The following is a 13,322-nucleotide window of genomic DNA, read 5'->3' as shown; positions in this document are numbered from 1 at the left end:
CTTATGAATCAAGCCTTATCTCCCCGTTTTCCTGTAACAGATCGTGTCCGGGAGGCGCTCGCGGTGACCTTGCGGGGCTGTGAAGAGTTGATTCCGCAAGACGATTGGGTCAAGAAGCTGGCCCGTGCTGAAGCCACCGGTACGCCGCTGCGCATCAAGCTGGGCCTCGATCCGACCGCCCCGGACATCCATATCGGCCACACGGTGGTGCTCAACAAGATGCGCCAATTGCAGGATTTGGGCCATACCGTCATTTTCTTGATTGGCGACTTCACCACCCTGATTGGCGACCCGTCGGGTCGCAACACCACGCGCCCGCCACTGACCCGCGAACAAATTGAGGTCAATGCCCAGACCTATTACCGCCAGGCCTCAATGGTGTTGGACCCGGCCAAAACCGAGATTCGCTACAACAGCGAATGGGGCGACAGCCTGGGGTCGCGCGGCATGATCGAGCTGGCGGCCAAATACACGGTGGCCCGGATGATGGAGCGCAATGACTTTCATGACCGCTTCAAGTCCGGTACGCCGATCAGCGTGCACGAGTTTTTGTATCCGCTGATGCAGGGCTACGACTCGGTGGCCCTGAAAAGCGACTTGGAGCTGGGCGGCACCGACCAGAAATTCAATTTGCTGATGGGGCGTCACCTGCAGGCCGAATACGGCCAGGAGCCGCAATGCATCTTGACCATGCCGCTGCTTGAGGGGCTGGACGGCATTGAGAAAATGTCCAAAAGCAAGAACAACTACATCGGCATTTCGGAAGACGCGAACACCATGTTTGCCAAGGTGTTGAGCATCTCGGACGTGCTGATGTGGCGCTGGTACACCTTGCTGAGTTTCAGGAGCGAGGCTGATATCGCGGTCCTTCGCGCCGAAGTGGCGGCCGGGCGCAACCCGAAAGACGCCAAGGTGGCGCTGGCGAAGGAGATCACGGCCCGTTTCCACTCGCCCGCCGCAGCCGACGCGGCCGAGCAGGATTTCATCAACCGCAGCAAGGGCGGCGTGCCGGACGAGATTGATGAGCTTTCTTTGCCGTTGGGTGAGGGTGGCGCGCCACTGGGCATCGGCGCCTTGCTCAAGCTGGCCGGGCTGGCGGCGTCCAGCGGCGAGGGCAACCGCCTGATTGACGGTGGCGGCGTGCGCGTGGACTCCAGCGTGGTGAGCGACAAGGGGCTGAAGCTGGGGACGGGCACCTATGTGGTTCAGGTCGGCAAACGCAAGTTTGCCAAGGTCACGCTCGGCTAAGCGGCGCCCAACCGACGTGATTGCCGTTTTGCAGCGTGTCAGCGAGGCGCGCGTCTTGATCGAGGGTCAGGTGGCTGGTGAAATTGGGCCGGGCTTGCTGGTGCTGCTGTGCGCCGAGCGCGGTGACACGGAGGTCCAGAGCGACAAGCTGCTGGTGAAGCTGCTGAAACTGCGCATTTTCAGTGACGATGCGGGCAAGATGAACCACAGCGTGCAAGACATGGACGGCCAGGGTTGGGCGGGCGGCCTGCTGGTGGTGAGCCAGTTCACGCTGGCGGCCGATGTGTCGGGCGGCAACCGGCCGGGTTTCACCGGCGCTGCCCTGCCCGACGAAGGCCGCCGGCTGTACGACTATTTTGTGGCGCAAGCCCGGCTCGCCCATCCGCTGGTGCAGACCGGGCAGTTTGGCGCCGACATGCAGGTGCATCTGGTGAACGACGGCCCGGTGACGATTCCCCTGCGCATGGCGCCAGACGCCCGTTAGTGCATCGGTTGGTGTGCTATATATTTAATAGCATATTGCGCCCTATTGACGAGGGCTAGAGGCCTATTTAATCATTAATATGGGCTGTCGAAGCCGAGCCGGGCCAGTATTTCCACCTCGCGCAGTTCCATCACCTGGGCGTCTTCCTCGCTGGTTTCATGGTCCCAGCCCTGCGCATGCAGCGTGCCGTGCACCAGCAGGTGGGCGTAGTGGGCTTCCAGCGTTTTGCCTTGTTCCTTGGCTTCCTGGGCCACTACCGGGGCGCACAGCACCAGGTCGGCGGTGACCACGGGTTCTTGCGTGTAGTCGAAAGTCAGCACGTTGGTGGCGTAGTCTTTTTTCCGGTAGTCGCGGTTCAGCGCCAGTCCTTCTTCGGCATCCACGATGCGCACCGTGATTTCGGCGTCGCTTTGCAGCGCATGGCGAATCCAGCGGGCAACCTTGTGCCGGGGCAGGGCCGCGCGGTGCAGGGCGGCATCGTCAATTTTGCCGAATTGCAGGGATAAAGCGAGTTGATTCAGCATTAACATGGTTAAAAAGGTCTCTAGCCCTTGGTGGATATGCGTAAGCAGCTATTATTTAAATAGCAATAAGAAAGACTGTTAAACCAGCTTTTTCCGGTTGCGGGGACGCGCCACGACGGCAGGCACCTCCGGGTCGGCGTCGTCGCGCCGATACAGGTTGATGCGTCCCGGTGCGTCGTAGGCGTCGACGATGCGCGCCACCAGCGGATGGCGCACCACGTCGGCGCTGGTGAAGCGGCAAATGGCGATGCCGTCCACGCGCTTGAGCACGCGCTCGGCGTCAATCAGGCCACTGAGCTGGGTTTTGGGCAGGTCGATCTGGCTCACGTCACCCGTCACCACGGCCTTGGAGCCAAAGCCGATGCGGGTCAGGAACATCTTCATCTGTTCGGGCGTGGTGTTTTGCGCCTCGTCCAGAATCACAAAAGCGTTGTTCAGCGTGCGTCCGCGCATGAAGGCCAGCGGCGCGACCTCGATGGTCTGGCGCTCCAGCGCTTTTTGCACCTGCTCGAAACCCATCAGCTCGTACAGCGCGTCGTACAGCGGGCGCAAGTAGGGGTCGATCTTCTGGGCCAGATCGCCGGGTAAATAGCCGAGTCGCTCGCCGGCTTCCACGGCAGGTCGCGTCAGCATGATGCGTTGCACGGCGCTGCGCTGCAAGGCGTCCACCGCCATGGCCACGGCCAGATAGGTTTTGCCGGTGCCGGCCGGGCCGATGCCGAAGGTGATGTCGTGCAGGGCGATGTTGTCCAGGTAGGTGGCCTGGTTGAGCGTGCGGGCGCGCAGGTCGTTGCGCTTGGTTTTCAGCGCCATGCTGTCAGCGTCAACCATATCGGGGTCGCCGGCCAGCATCAGTTGGATGGTGGCGGTGTCGATCGGGCGCGCCGCCATTTCATACAAGGCTTGCAGCATCTCCATGCCGCGCTTGGCATTGGCCTTGGTGCCATCGACCTTGAACTGCTCGTGCCGGTGCGCAATTTTGACCTGCAATGCCACTTCGATGGTGCGCAGATGTTCGTCCATGGGGCCGCACAGATGACCGAGCCGGATGTTGTTGGGCGGGGAAAACAGGTGTCTGAGAATCAAGTTGATAATTCCTGAAAAGGGTTACCAATGATAGGCAAGAAATGATCGGCAAATTGACAGGCACGCTCGCCAACAAAAATCCACCGCAGGTGCTGGTGGATTGCAACGGTGTGGGCTATGAGGTGCATGTGCCCATGAGCACGTTTTACAACCTGCCGGAACTGGGCGCACGCGTCAGTCTGCTGACGCACTTTGTGGTGCGCGAAGACGCGCAGATTCTCTATGGCTTCGAGCACGCGCAGGAGCGCGAGGCCTTTCGCCAGCTCATCAAGATTTCCGGCGTCGGGCCCCGCACCGCCTTGTCGGTGCTGTCGGGCATGAGCGTGGGGGAGCTGGCGCAGGCGGTGACGCTGCAGGAAGCCGGGCGGCTGATCAAGGTGCCCGGGATTGGCAAGAAGACGGCGGAACGTTTGTTGCTGGAACTCAAAGGCAAGCTGGGGCCGGATATTGGTGTGGCTGCCAGCGTGGCCAACGACGCCCAAGCCGATATCCTGCAGGCCTTGCTGGCCTTGGGTTACAGCGACAAGGAAGCGGCGGTGTCACTCAAGGCCCTGCCGGTCGATGTGGGCGTGAGCGACGGCATCAAGCTGGCGTTGCGGGCGCTGTCAAGAGCCTGACCGGCCCACCAAAGCCTGAAAAAACCTACTGCGCGTCCCGAATCGGCCGGCCATTCACGGCTTGCACCGGGCGCGCATTGAGGGGAAACAACTGGGAGAACAGCTTGATCTGCTCCCGGCTCACCGGGGTGGGCTGTTTGAGCACCAGCCACAGCACGCCTTCGGTACAGGGCGGCGTCGTGAGGGAGCCCATGAACTGGTAATAGCGCTGATCCTTGGGCAGTAACTCGTTCATGTCGATCAGGCCGGTGGGCATGCGCACGCGGTCGCCCGCGTCCAGCGGCATATAGGTCCAGACCTTGTTCACCAGGGCGTTGGCGACACCGGGGTCCAGCAACACCGCCACCACGGCCAGCTGGCCCTCGGCATTCTTGTGGACCAGGTGCGCCACCATGGCAAAACCCCGGTAGTTGACCTGCTCCTCCGAGGGGTGATGAAAATGAAACTGCACCAGCTTGTAGGTGGAGTCGCGCACCGTCAACGAGTTGTCGCCGTACAGGTCGACCTGAATCGTGTGGCCATTGTTCACCACGCTGCCGCTGCTGGGCTGGTAATTGAAGCGCAGGGGCTCGGCCGGGCCCTGCAGCGTGCCGGTCTCTTCGATGTTGATGGGCGATTGGCGCTTGCCCAGGGCACACACGTTGAAGTCGGGTTTGAGTTTGCCCCAGGCTTGGGGGCCGTTGTCGCCGGTGTAAGCCCAGTGCACTTCGCCTTCATGGTGGGCAGCCCCGGTCAGGGGGGCAGCCTCGGGCGCCTCATGGCCGGTCAGCGCCGCGGCCTTGGCGCGGATGTACTGGCGGCTGGCCTGCGGGTTGACGGCGGCCGGAGCCCGCTTGGAGGCTGCTGCGTGTGCGGACTCGGCAGGGTGTTCGCTCGCTGCTGGCTTGGCAGGCGCATCGGCTGGCGCGCTCGGCTCTTTGGCGGGAATCGTGATGAATTTTTTTTCTTTGCCGTTGACCACCAGGGTGATGCGCTTCTTGATCAGCGCACCGCTTTCAACCGCCTCGTTCAGCTGCTCCGTCACGCTTTTGCCTGCGGAGGCCGGCGCGACGTGCTTTTTGGCCGCTACGGCAGGGGTCACTTCATGCGCTGCGGCAGGGTCGGCGGCCCGGGCCGGGGCTGGCTGCCCCGTCACCAGGGCGATGGCCAGGCAAGAGGACATGCCCCCTGCGTGCCAGAGGCGCCAGGAATGCGTCCATGAGGACAAAATAGGGCGCTGAAAACGGGAACTTGGGGGCTGGGGTTTCAGGCGAGTCGTAGTCATGTCGGGTGGACCCAGAGGATATTCACGATGATCAGGCCGCTTTTTGCAAAGACGGGGTTGTAGCTTGTTATCGGCCGATTCAAGACGGTACTTGAGCTGTGGCGTCCGCTGCACGCTATAGTGAAGCTCCACTTCGCATCCCCATCCCCCGTGAGCATTCAGACCGACGATTTCGCCCCCCCTCCGCCCAAGCGCATGCTGTCCGCCGCTCCGGCCTCACCCAACGAGGAGGCAATTGAACGCGCCCTGCGGCCCAAGCTGCTGGACGAGTACGTGGGCCAGGCCAAGGTGCGCGAGCAGCTGGAGATCTTCATCAGCGCCGCCAAGATGCGCGACGAGGCGCTGGACCATGTGCTGCTGTTCGGCCCGCCCGGCTTGGGTAAAACCACGCTATCGCACATCATCGCGCACGAACTTGGCGTCAATTTGCGCCAGACCAGCGGCCCGGTGCTGGAAAAGCCGAAAGACCTGGCGGCCCTGCTGACGAATCTGGAGAAGAACGATGTTCTCTTCATCGACGAGATTCACCGCCTCAGCCCGGTGGTGGAGGAAATCCTCTATCCCGCGCTGGAAGATTACAAGATCGACATCATGATCGGAGAGGGGCCGGCGGCGCGTTCCATCAAGCTCGATCTGCAGCCCTTCACCCTGGTCGGTGCCACCACCCGCGCCGGCATGCTGACCAACCCGCTGCGCGACCGCTTCGGCATCGTGGCGCGGCTGGAGTTCTACAGCGCCGAGGAGTTGGCGCTGATTGTGCGGCGCAGCGCCGGCCTGCTCAAGGTGCCCACCGACGACAAGGGCGGCTTCGAGATTGCCCGGCGCTCGCGTGGCACGCCGCGCATCGCCAACCGGCTGTTGCGCCGGGTGCGCGACTACGCCGACGTCAAGGGTGCGGGCGAGATCACGCTGGACATCGCCAACCGTGCGCTGGCCATGCTCGATGTCGATCCGCAGGGCTTTGATTTGATGGACCGCAAGCTGCTGGAGGCGGTGATCCACCGCTTTGACGGCGGCCCGGTCGGACTGGACAACATCGCCGCCAGCATTGGCGAAGAGCGCGAAACGATTGAAGACGTGATCGAGCCTTATCTGATCCAGCAAGGCTATCTGCAACGCACACCGCGCGGACGCATTGCCACGCTGGCGGCGTACCGGCATCTGGGCGTCACACCGCCCAACAGTGATGTGGATCTGTTTGGCGCCTGACGAATCGGGTCTGATGGGTTCAATCAGGCGGTGGTTTCGTCAAGCGACTCATCGTCGTCCAGATGACGCTTGTCCGACCAGCCGACCAGCGTGAGTCCGTCGGGCGTCCACAGCAGGCGGTTAATGGCGGCGTTACCCACCTCCCAGCTGCGCGGGGCCTGCAAATCCTGCCCTGTGGCAGCGCGGTACAGCATGTCCATCACGCCGCCATGGGCCACCAGCACAATCTGCTCGCCCAGATGGCGGGCCGCCAACTCAGCGGCGGTTCGGGTGATGCGGTGGTGCAAAGCCGCCAATGACTCGCCGCCTTCGGGCGCCCACTGCGGGTCGCGCCTGCGCCAGCGCTGGGCCTGATCGGGCCAGGCGGCTTCGATCTCGGTAAAGGTCTTGCCTTGAAATACGCCAAAACCACGTTCGCGCAAGCCCTTGTGGGCGTGCAGCGCCCCGCCGGTGGCGCTGGCGATGGCGTGCGCCGTGTCCCAGGCCCGTCGCAGATCGCTGGCGTAGATGGCTTGAATCGACTCGTCCGCCAAGGCGCGCGCCACGCGTCGCGCTTGCTGACGACCGGTCTCATTCAGGCCGATGTCGAGTTGACCCTGGATGCGGGTGTCCACATTCCAGGCGGTTTCGCCATGGCGAATGGCAATGATGCGGGTGGCGTGCATGGTCGTGAGGCGGGTTCAGCGGGGGATTTCGATATTGACACGGCGAACCCCTTGGGGCGGGGTGGGAAAGTCTTTCAGGGCGGCATCAAACATGGCGGACAGAATCGTATCGCTGTCGGACCAGGGGCCATCGTGGGCGGCTTGGGTCTCGTACACCACCTGATGGGTGCTCACGCTGCGGATGATCAAGCTGACCTGGCGCCAGTAATAAGGTCGATCGGGTACACCAAAGCCGGGAAAGCCGTGCATCAGGTGGCTGCCACCGATCATCATGTGGCCGCTGTGCAGCCCAAAGCCAAAGTTCCAGCCCGGCCACCCTCCGTCGTAAGGCCCGTCCCCCGGCGAATACGGGTCAACTTTCACGCCGACCGAAACCTGCACGCTGTAGCTGGCACTCGCGTCATCGCGCTGCAGGCCGACCTTGGCCAGCGCCTGCTGAGCCATGGCTTCCAGCCGGGCCTGTTGTGCGGCATTGGCCTGCTGCGATGGCAGGCGTTCAAACCGGTAATGGGCGCCGACGGGCACTGAGGGTGGGGTTGCATAGCTGCGCACGTCGCTGTCCACCAGCCGCGTGGTGGCACAGCCTGTCAAACCCAGTGCTATCAGGAAAGTAGCAATCAATGATCTGAACATGGAACCCCCGAAAAAAATAGCGCCAAACCCGTCAGGATTGGATACTGAGCACCTGCAGGCTGGGCAAGGAGGCCACCGGGAATTCCTCCTCGTCGAACACCTTGTCGCCATCCGCGCAGGGCAGGCCGGTGGTCTTGATGTCCTTGAAATTATGGGCCTTGACATCCATCAGGTGCGAGGGCACCACGTTTTGCAGTGCGGTGAACATGGTTTCTGTGCGACCGGGGTATTGTCTTTCCCACTCGCGCAGCATGTTGCCGATCTGTTTGCGCTGCAGGTTCTCCTGGCTGCCGCACAAGCTACACGGGATGATGGGGAACTGGCGGTGCGCGGCCCAGCGGATCAGGTCTTTTTCAGCCACGTTGGCCAGCGGCCGGATCACGATGTGGCCGCCGTCGTCGCTCACCAGTTTCGGTGGCATGCCCTTGAGCTTGCCGCCGAAAAACATGTTGAGAAAGAATGTTTGCAGCATGTCATCGCGGTGGTGACCGAGCGCAATCTTGGTGATTTTTAGCTCATCGGCCACGCGGTACAAAATGCCCCGACGCAGCCGGCTGCACAGGCTGCACATGGTCTTGCCTTCGGGAATCACCTTTTTCACGATGCTGTAGGTGTCCTGCGTTTCGATGTGAAACGGCACGCCCAGTTTTTCCAGGTACTTGGGCAGGATGTGCGCCGGAAAGCCCGGTTGCTTCTGGTCCAGGTTGACGGCAATCAGCTCGAACTTGATGGGCGCGCGGGCCTGCAGCTTAAGCAGGATATCCAGCAGCCCGAAGCTGTCCTTGCCGCCCGAGACGCACACCATCACGCGGTCGCCTTCTTCGATCATGTTGAAGTCGATGATGGCTTTGCCAACCTGGTGGCACAGGCGTTTTTCCAGCTTGTGGATTTCACGCTCGATTTTGAGCCCTTTGGCGAGGGGGAGGCTGGGCGCGGGCGCCTCAGTGCTTGTTTCGTTGTCAATCCAGACGGCATTCATGTTGTTTCTCCTGTCACCACTGACCTGTTTCAATACGGATGGCGACTTCGCAGTCGTCAAAAATTTCCAGCTTGGCGATTTTGACCCGCACCCCCAGCACGCCGGGCAACTGCATCAGGCGGTTGGCGAGCTTGCCAATCAGGGTCTCCAGCAAATTCACGTGCTCTGCGGTGCATTCGTTGATGATGATCTGGCGCACCTTGCGGTAGTCCAGCACATGGTGGATGTCGTCGTCGTGCGGCAGCAGCGGCTGCGCGCCCAGACTGAGTTCGGCATCGACCTGGATCGGTTGCGGCGCGGTTTTTTCAAGCTCCAGAATGCCCAAATTGGCATCAAAACGCAAACCGGTGAGCGTGAGGGTCTGGTGACCAAGAGTGTGGGGCATGGTGAATGGTTGGGTTGGCTGCGGGGCATCACAGCATGGAAAAATCGCGCTCGAATTTCATCAGATGCTGGCCACCGTCGACCAGGATGGTGGTGCCGGTGATGGATTGGTTGTCGAGTGCGAATTTCACGGTGGCAGCCACATCGGCCGGCGTTGACGAGCGGCCCAGCGGCGAGAGCTGGTGCAGCGCCTCAAACTTTTCCGGGGTGATCAGCTTGCTGGTCAAGGTCAGGCCGGGCGCCACACCGACCACGCGAATCTGGGGGCTCAAGGCCATCGCCAGCATGGTGGTGGCGGCTTCCAGCGCGGCTTTGGACAGGGTGTAGCTGAAAAAATCCGGGTTCTGGTTCCACAGTTTCTGGTCCAGCAGGTTCACCACCACGCCCAGGGGTCGGCGCGCTTGCGCGCTGGCCGAGCCATCGCGCGCGAGCACATGCGCATGCAGCGCTTGCGCCAGAAGAATGGCGGCGCCGGTGTTGCTGCGCATGTGCTTGTCCATGGCGGCAAAGCTGAAGGTCGACGCCGTGTCGTGCTCAAAGGTCGAGGCGCTGTTGACCACCGCGTCGACCCGGCCAAATTGGGCAATTACCTGTGGCAGCAAATGCCGCACCGCCGTCTCATTCGTTAAATTTGCACGAAAAGCGGCGCTACCCCTCGTCAGCTGTGCGCAGTCAGCTACTGTTTTTGTAGCGTCTTCGAGTGAATCCCGGTAATGGACCGCCACCCGCCAGCCGTCCTTCGCCAGCGCGAGGGCAATTTCACGGCCTAAACGTTTGGCGGCACCGGTGACGAGAACCGTGCGGGTGGGAGTGGGTGCGGACATTCGGAGACAATTCAGCGGTGATGACAACACCCTACAGTTTAACGAGCGCCCTCTCGGCCCATATGGCGCAGGCCATTGCTGCACGCGGCGGCTGGATCGGCTTTGACGAGTTCATGGCCTTGGCGCTGTACACGCCCGGCCTGGGTTACTACGCCAATGACAGCACCAAGTTCGGCACCCTGCCCACGGCCGGCAGCGACTTTGTGACCGCCCCCGAGATGACGCCTTTGTTTGGCCAGACATTGGCGGCGCAGGTGGCGCAGGCCTTGCAGGTGACGCAAACCGGCGAGGTCTGGGAGTTTGGCGCCGGCTCGGGCGCGCTGGCGCTGCAGCTGCTGGAAACACTGGAGGCGCTCGGGCACCCCTTGCCGTGCTACAGCATTGTTGATTTGTCCGGCAGCTTGCGTGCGCGCCAGCAGCAAACACTGGAAAAGTACGCCGGCACCGTGCGTTGGGTCAGTGAACTGCCCGACACCCTGCAAGGCGTGGTGATCGGCAACGAGGTGCTGGATGCCATGCCGGTCAAGCTGCTGGCGCGGGTCAGCGGCGTCTGGTACGAGCGCGGCGTGGCCTCGGGGCCGGTTCGGGATCCAGTTGCGGACGCGCAGCCGGCCGGCGTCGCGCCTGAGTGGGTCTGGCAGGACCGCCTCACCGAGCTTCGGCCTCCGGTGGAGATTGAAGGCGATCACGATTACCTGACCGAAATTCATCCCCAGGGCGAGTCCTTTATCCGCACCCTGGCCGACAAGCTCAGCGTGGGCGCCGCCTTTTTGATTGACTATGGTTTCCCGGAGCATGAGTACTACCACCCGCAGCGCCACATGGGCACGGTGATGTGCCACCTGCGCCATCGCTCGGACCCCGATCCTTTGAGTGATGTGGGCTTGAAAGACATCACCGCCCACGTCAATTTCACCGGCATCGCCCTGGCGGCGCAAGAGGCGGGTTTGAATGTGCTGGGCTACTGTACGCAGGCCCGGTTCTTGATCAATTGCGGCCTCGGCCCCCGGTTGGACGCATCGCCCTTGACTGTTCGGGTGCAGGCGCAACGACTGATCATGGAGCATGAAATGGGCGAGTTGTTCAAAGTCATCGGCCTGTACAAGGGCGAACCGTGGGATGCCATGGGCTTCGCACAGGGCGACCGGACCCACACGCTCTAAATCACGATCTGCTGAACGCCATGATCCGCTGGTTTATCGTCATCTTTCTCGCTTTGGTGCTGATCAATGCGCTCACGCCCTGGCTGCACAAGCTGGGCTTTGGCAAGTTGCCGGGCGACTTCCGCTTCAAATTGCGGGGCCGCGAATGGAACATTCCGCTGGCCAGCACGATCGTGCTCAGCCTGCTGGCCAGCCTGGTTTCAAAGTTGATTTAGCCTGCACAGGCGTGCGCTTTACAGGCTCGCCAGCGGTACGCAGGTCGCGCCCCAGCACGACCCTGACATCGGCGTTGGCTGCACCACCCGGCTCGGTTGCGACCTCGACGCGATACGGCAAGCGCTCGGCAAGTTCCTTGGCGACGGTGAAATATCCCGTCCGGTAGTGCATCACGGTCGTCATCGTGTTGAATGGCTGCGCGTTGCTGAGCAGGGTGTTCTGTGCCAAACCGCGCGCGCGCAGCCATCCGCCAAGCCAGGTGGCCATACCGGTGACGCCGTTGCCGTTGACGATTTCGATGCGTAGTGGCAGTGTTGTCGCGGCACTCACCGTCGCCGGCAGCATAGGCGGCGCCGACAGCTGCGTCTCGGTGGCAAGGTTGTTCGGCGCAGCAACTGCCGTTGCCGTTGCGGGCAACTCCGACGCCTCGGTCAAACCGGCTTGCCTCAGCTGCAGTGGCTCCACGTTGGGCAACGTTTGCAAGTGGGATGCAGGTGCACGGATCGAAGCTTCGCCCGATGGCTGCGGCGAGCTATCAGCGACGCTGCGCGGGCTCGCGCCGCCCGCGACCTGGTCAATGCGGTCGAGGTTGACACGCGCCAGACGATGATCCGGGCTGCGAGTCAGTGCCTCTTGCAGCACCCTTTTCGCTTCAACGCTCTGGCCGTCAAGCAGCAGGGCATAGCCGAGGTTGTTCAGCAACTGAGCCCGCTGCGGGTCCGCCGCCACCGCACGGCGCAAAGCCGCAACGGCGTTGCTGTACTGCCCCTGGCTGGTTTCGGCAAGGCCGAGGGCGTTCAGAATGTCGGCGTCCTCGGGTGCCGCGAGCGCGGCCTTGCGCCAGGCGTCTCGCGCTTCGCGCCAGCGACGTTCGCCCTCAAATTGGCGTGCCAAGGCCTTGTAGCCAAGTTCGGTGCTCGTGCCTGCGTTGTCGATGCGGTAGTTTGCTGCCACGCGCCAGGTTTTGGGCGCCGGGGTCAGCCCAGCGCACCCCGCGAGAAGCACCGCAGCGGCCACCACGGTGAATGTTCTGCGTTGTGAACGCCGAAAGTGTGGGTTCATCATGTGTTCTCCGATTCAGTGCCCGCCCATTGTGGGCAGCAGCACGCGGTAAATCTGGATCATCGCCGGCCCCATGAGAACGACCATCAGCGAAGGAAAAATGCAGAAAATCAGCGGAAACAGCAGCTTCAGCGCGATCTTGGCGGCGGCCTCCTCGGCACGCTGGCGCCGCCGCGTGCGCAGCATCTCGGCGTGCACGCGCAACGACGCGGCGATGCTGGTCCCGAAACGCTCCGCCTGGCTGATCATGGTGACGAAACCGTCCACTTCCTCGACGCCGGTCCGTATCGCCAAGTTGCGCAAGGCCCGCTCCCGCACGGCACCCGCACGCAGTTCCAGGTTAACGATGCGCATCTCGTCCGCCAGCGCCGGGCTCTTGAATTGCAGATCCTCGGCCACGCGCATCATCGCGGCCTCCGTGCCCAGGCCGGCTTCCACGCATACCGTCATCAGGTCCAGCGCATCGGGAAAGGATTCGAAAATTTCGCGTTGTCGCACCATGACCAGATGCGACAAAACCAGGTTGGGTCCGTAGTAGCCCAGTGCCGCCAACGCCAGCATTGCCAGCAGCAAGTTGTTGCCCTTCAGGGGTGAGCCCGCCAGGGTGAGCAGCACGAACCCGATCAGTGGCAGGCCCACGGTCAGCAGCGTCTTGATGCCGAAGAAAGCGGAGGGGGCCGCAGCGTTGCGGATGCCGGCATGGGCAAAGCGCAACCTAATGGGCGATTTCTCGAAACCCTCCTCGGGCATCGAGAGCTTGCTGATGGGGCGCGTCAGCTTGGCCACCCGGTGCAACCAGCGGTCCTTGATTAGAGACTGTTCCGGCGCGTCAGTTTCCAACCCCATGAGGCGCTGGCGCGCCGTATTGGGCTGCATCAAAGCAAAGACGCCGAGAAAGCCCGCGACCATCACGACAAAAACGAGCGCAAGAAAAGCCAACTGGATCAGGTTCATAGACGTGTCT

Annotated in this window: 16 protein-coding genes; 6 read left to right on the top strand and 10 right to left on the bottom strand. The window is 62.4% G+C overall.

Features of this window, described 5'->3' with window-relative positions; all coding sequences use genetic code 11:
- The first annotated feature begins 3 nt into the window (after window positions 1-3).
- Window positions 4-1,248: a tyrosine--tRNA ligase gene (tyrS, locus tag C5P05_RS20790; RefSeq protein WP_114971751.1), complete on the top strand. Its 1,245-nt coding sequence runs from the start codon at window positions 4-6 to the stop codon at window positions 1,246-1,248.
- A gap of 16 nt (window positions 1,249-1,264) precedes the next feature.
- Window positions 1,265-1,732 (top strand): D-aminoacyl-tRNA deacylase, encoded by a 468-nt coding sequence (gene dtd / locus C5P05_RS20785; protein ID WP_114971750.1) that lies wholly within the window; start codon window positions 1,265-1,267, stop codon window positions 1,730-1,732.
- 74 nt (window positions 1,733-1,806) lie between these two features.
- On the opposite strand, the gene ybeY is transcribed toward dtd, so the two are convergent.
- Window positions 1,807-2,256 carry an rRNA maturation RNase YbeY gene (gene ybeY, locus C5P05_RS20780; RefSeq protein ID WP_114971749.1) on the bottom strand — a complete coding sequence of 150 codons (450 nt, stop codon included), beginning with the start codon at window positions 2,254-2,256 and terminating at the stop codon, window positions 1,807-1,809.
- 78 nt (window positions 2,257-2,334) lie between these two features.
- Window positions 2,335-3,342 (bottom strand): PhoH family protein, encoded by a 1,008-nt coding sequence (locus C5P05_RS20775; protein WP_114971748.1) that lies wholly within the window; start codon window positions 3,340-3,342, stop codon window positions 2,335-2,337.
- 41 nt (window positions 3,343-3,383) lie between these two features.
- Here C5P05_RS20775 and ruvA point away from each other — a divergent pair, with 41 nt between their 5' ends.
- On the top strand, window positions 3,384-3,959 hold the full coding sequence (gene ruvA, locus C5P05_RS20770) for a Holliday junction branch migration protein RuvA (protein ID WP_114971747.1): 576 nt from the start codon (window positions 3,384-3,386) through the stop codon (window positions 3,957-3,959).
- A gap of 25 nt (window positions 3,960-3,984) precedes the next feature.
- Here the strand turns inward: ruvA and C5P05_RS20765 are convergent, their stop codons facing one another.
- Window positions 3,985-5,121 carry a carbonic anhydrase gene (locus C5P05_RS20765; RefSeq protein ID WP_157979409.1) on the bottom strand — a complete coding sequence of 379 codons (1,137 nt, stop codon included), beginning with the start codon at window positions 5,119-5,121 and terminating at the stop codon, window positions 3,985-3,987.
- A gap of 252 nt (window positions 5,122-5,373) precedes the next feature.
- On the opposite strand from C5P05_RS20765, the gene ruvB reads away from it, so the two are divergent.
- Window positions 5,374-6,432, top strand: a complete 1,059-nt coding sequence (gene ruvB, locus C5P05_RS20760) for a Holliday junction branch migration DNA helicase RuvB (RefSeq protein ID WP_114971745.1) — start codon at window positions 5,374-5,376, stop codon at window positions 6,430-6,432.
- Window positions 6,433-6,455: 23 nt separating this feature from the next.
- Here the strand turns inward: ruvB and C5P05_RS20755 are convergent, their stop codons facing one another.
- From C5P05_RS20755 to C5P05_RS20735, 5 genes are read right to left on the bottom strand one after another with little or no spacing between them, the layout of a single operon-like run.
- On the bottom strand, window positions 6,456-7,097 hold the full coding sequence (locus C5P05_RS20755; RefSeq protein WP_114971744.1) for a histidine phosphatase family protein: 642 nt from the start codon (window positions 7,095-7,097) through the stop codon (window positions 6,456-6,458).
- Window positions 7,098-7,112: 15 nt separating this feature from the next.
- Complete coding sequence (locus C5P05_RS20750) at window positions 7,113-7,730, bottom strand: DUF4136 domain-containing protein (protein ID WP_114971743.1); 618 nt, start codon at window positions 7,728-7,730, stop codon at window positions 7,113-7,115.
- Between the two features lie 31 nt (window positions 7,731-7,761).
- Window positions 7,762-8,709, bottom strand: a complete 948-nt coding sequence (gene ttcA, locus C5P05_RS20745) for a tRNA 2-thiocytidine(32) synthetase TtcA (RefSeq protein ID WP_114971742.1) — start codon at window positions 8,707-8,709, stop codon at window positions 7,762-7,764.
- 13 nt (window positions 8,710-8,722) lie between these two features.
- Window positions 8,723-9,094 carry a dihydroneopterin aldolase gene (locus C5P05_RS20740; RefSeq protein WP_114971741.1) on the bottom strand — a complete coding sequence of 124 codons (372 nt, stop codon included), beginning with the start codon at window positions 9,092-9,094 and terminating at the stop codon, window positions 8,723-8,725.
- A 28-nt stretch (window positions 9,095-9,122) separates the two neighbouring features.
- Window positions 9,123-9,917, bottom strand: a complete 795-nt coding sequence (locus C5P05_RS20735) for an SDR family oxidoreductase (protein ID WP_114971740.1) — start codon at window positions 9,915-9,917, stop codon at window positions 9,123-9,125.
- Window positions 9,918-9,937: 20 nt separating this feature from the next.
- On the opposite strand from C5P05_RS20735, the gene C5P05_RS20730 reads away from it, so the two are divergent.
- Window positions 9,938-11,080: a class I SAM-dependent methyltransferase gene (locus tag C5P05_RS20730; RefSeq protein ID WP_114971739.1), complete on the top strand. Its 1,143-nt coding sequence runs from the start codon at window positions 9,938-9,940 to the stop codon at window positions 11,078-11,080.
- A gap of 20 nt (window positions 11,081-11,100) precedes the next feature.
- Entirely contained in the window at window positions 11,101-11,295 is a 195-nt protein-coding gene (locus C5P05_RS20725) for a DUF2905 domain-containing protein (RefSeq protein ID WP_114971738.1), read from the top strand.
- Here C5P05_RS20725 and C5P05_RS20720 read toward each other — a convergent pair.
- Together C5P05_RS20720 and C5P05_RS20715 are read right to left on the bottom strand one after the other, a co-directional pair.
- A complete protein-coding gene (locus tag C5P05_RS20720) occupies window positions 11,258-12,361 on the bottom strand; it encodes a tetratricopeptide repeat protein (protein WP_114971737.1) in 1,104 nt (367 codons plus the stop codon). The two genes, C5P05_RS20725 and C5P05_RS20720, sit on opposite strands and share 38 nt — an antisense overlap.
- 12 nt (window positions 12,362-12,373) lie before the next feature.
- Window positions 12,374-13,312 carry a type II secretion system F family protein gene (locus C5P05_RS20715; protein ID WP_114971736.1) on the bottom strand — a complete coding sequence of 313 codons (939 nt, stop codon included), beginning with the start codon at window positions 13,310-13,312 and terminating at the stop codon, window positions 12,374-12,376.
- Between the last annotated feature and the right edge of the window lie 10 nt (window positions 13,313-13,322).

Origin of the sequence: Rhodoferax ferrireducens, assembly GCF_003347515.1 — a bacterium.
In the GTDB taxonomy this organism is placed as follows: domain Bacteria; phylum Pseudomonadota; class Gammaproteobacteria; order Burkholderiales; family Burkholderiaceae_C; genus Rhodoferax.
The sequence above is the reverse complement of the archived record's forward strand: the minus strand, read 5'-3'. Positions and strand labels throughout refer to the sequence as shown.

Bases quoted from the DNA above. Each gene is read 5' to 3' on its own strand.
- ttcA (WP_114971742.1), bottom strand. From the start codon at position 8,709: ATGAATGCCGTCTGGATTGACAACGAAACAAGCACTGAGGCGCCCGCG.
- C5P05_RS20735 (WP_114971740.1), bottom strand. From the start codon at position 9,917: ATGTCCGCACCCACTCCCACCCGCACGGTTCTCGTCACCGGTGCCGCC.
- C5P05_RS20725 (WP_114971738.1), top strand. From the start codon at position 11,101: ATGATCCGCTGGTTTATCGTCATCTTTCTCGCTTTGGTGCTGATCAAT.
- C5P05_RS20765 (WP_157979409.1), bottom strand. From the start codon at position 5,121: ATGTCCTCTTGCCTGGCCATCGCCCTGGTGACGGGGCAGCCAGCCCCG.
- C5P05_RS20740 (WP_114971741.1), bottom strand. From the start codon at position 9,094: ATGCCCCACACTCTTGGTCACCAGACCCTCACGCTCACCGGTTTGCGT.
- C5P05_RS20730 (WP_114971739.1), top strand. From the start codon at position 9,938: ATGACAACACCCTACAGTTTAACGAGCGCCCTCTCGGCCCATATGGCG.
- ruvA (WP_114971747.1), top strand. From the start codon at position 3,384: ATGATCGGCAAATTGACAGGCACGCTCGCCAACAAAAATCCACCGCAG.
- ybeY (WP_114971749.1), bottom strand. From the start codon at position 2,256: ATGCTGAATCAACTCGCTTTATCCCTGCAATTCGGCAAAATTGACGAT.
- C5P05_RS20715 (WP_114971736.1), bottom strand. From the start codon at position 13,312: ATGAACCTGATCCAGTTGGCTTTTCTTGCGCTCGTTTTTGTCGTGATG.
- tyrS (WP_114971751.1), top strand. From the start codon at position 4: ATGAATCAAGCCTTATCTCCCCGTTTTCCTGTAACAGATCGTGTCCGG.
- C5P05_RS20720 (WP_114971737.1), bottom strand. From the start codon at position 12,361: ATGATGAACCCACACTTTCGGCGTTCACAACGCAGAACATTCACCGTG.
- C5P05_RS20755 (WP_114971744.1), bottom strand. From the start codon at position 7,097: ATGCACGCCACCCGCATCATTGCCATTCGCCATGGCGAAACCGCCTGG.
- C5P05_RS20750 (WP_114971743.1), bottom strand. From the start codon at position 7,730: ATGTTCAGATCATTGATTGCTACTTTCCTGATAGCACTGGGTTTGACA.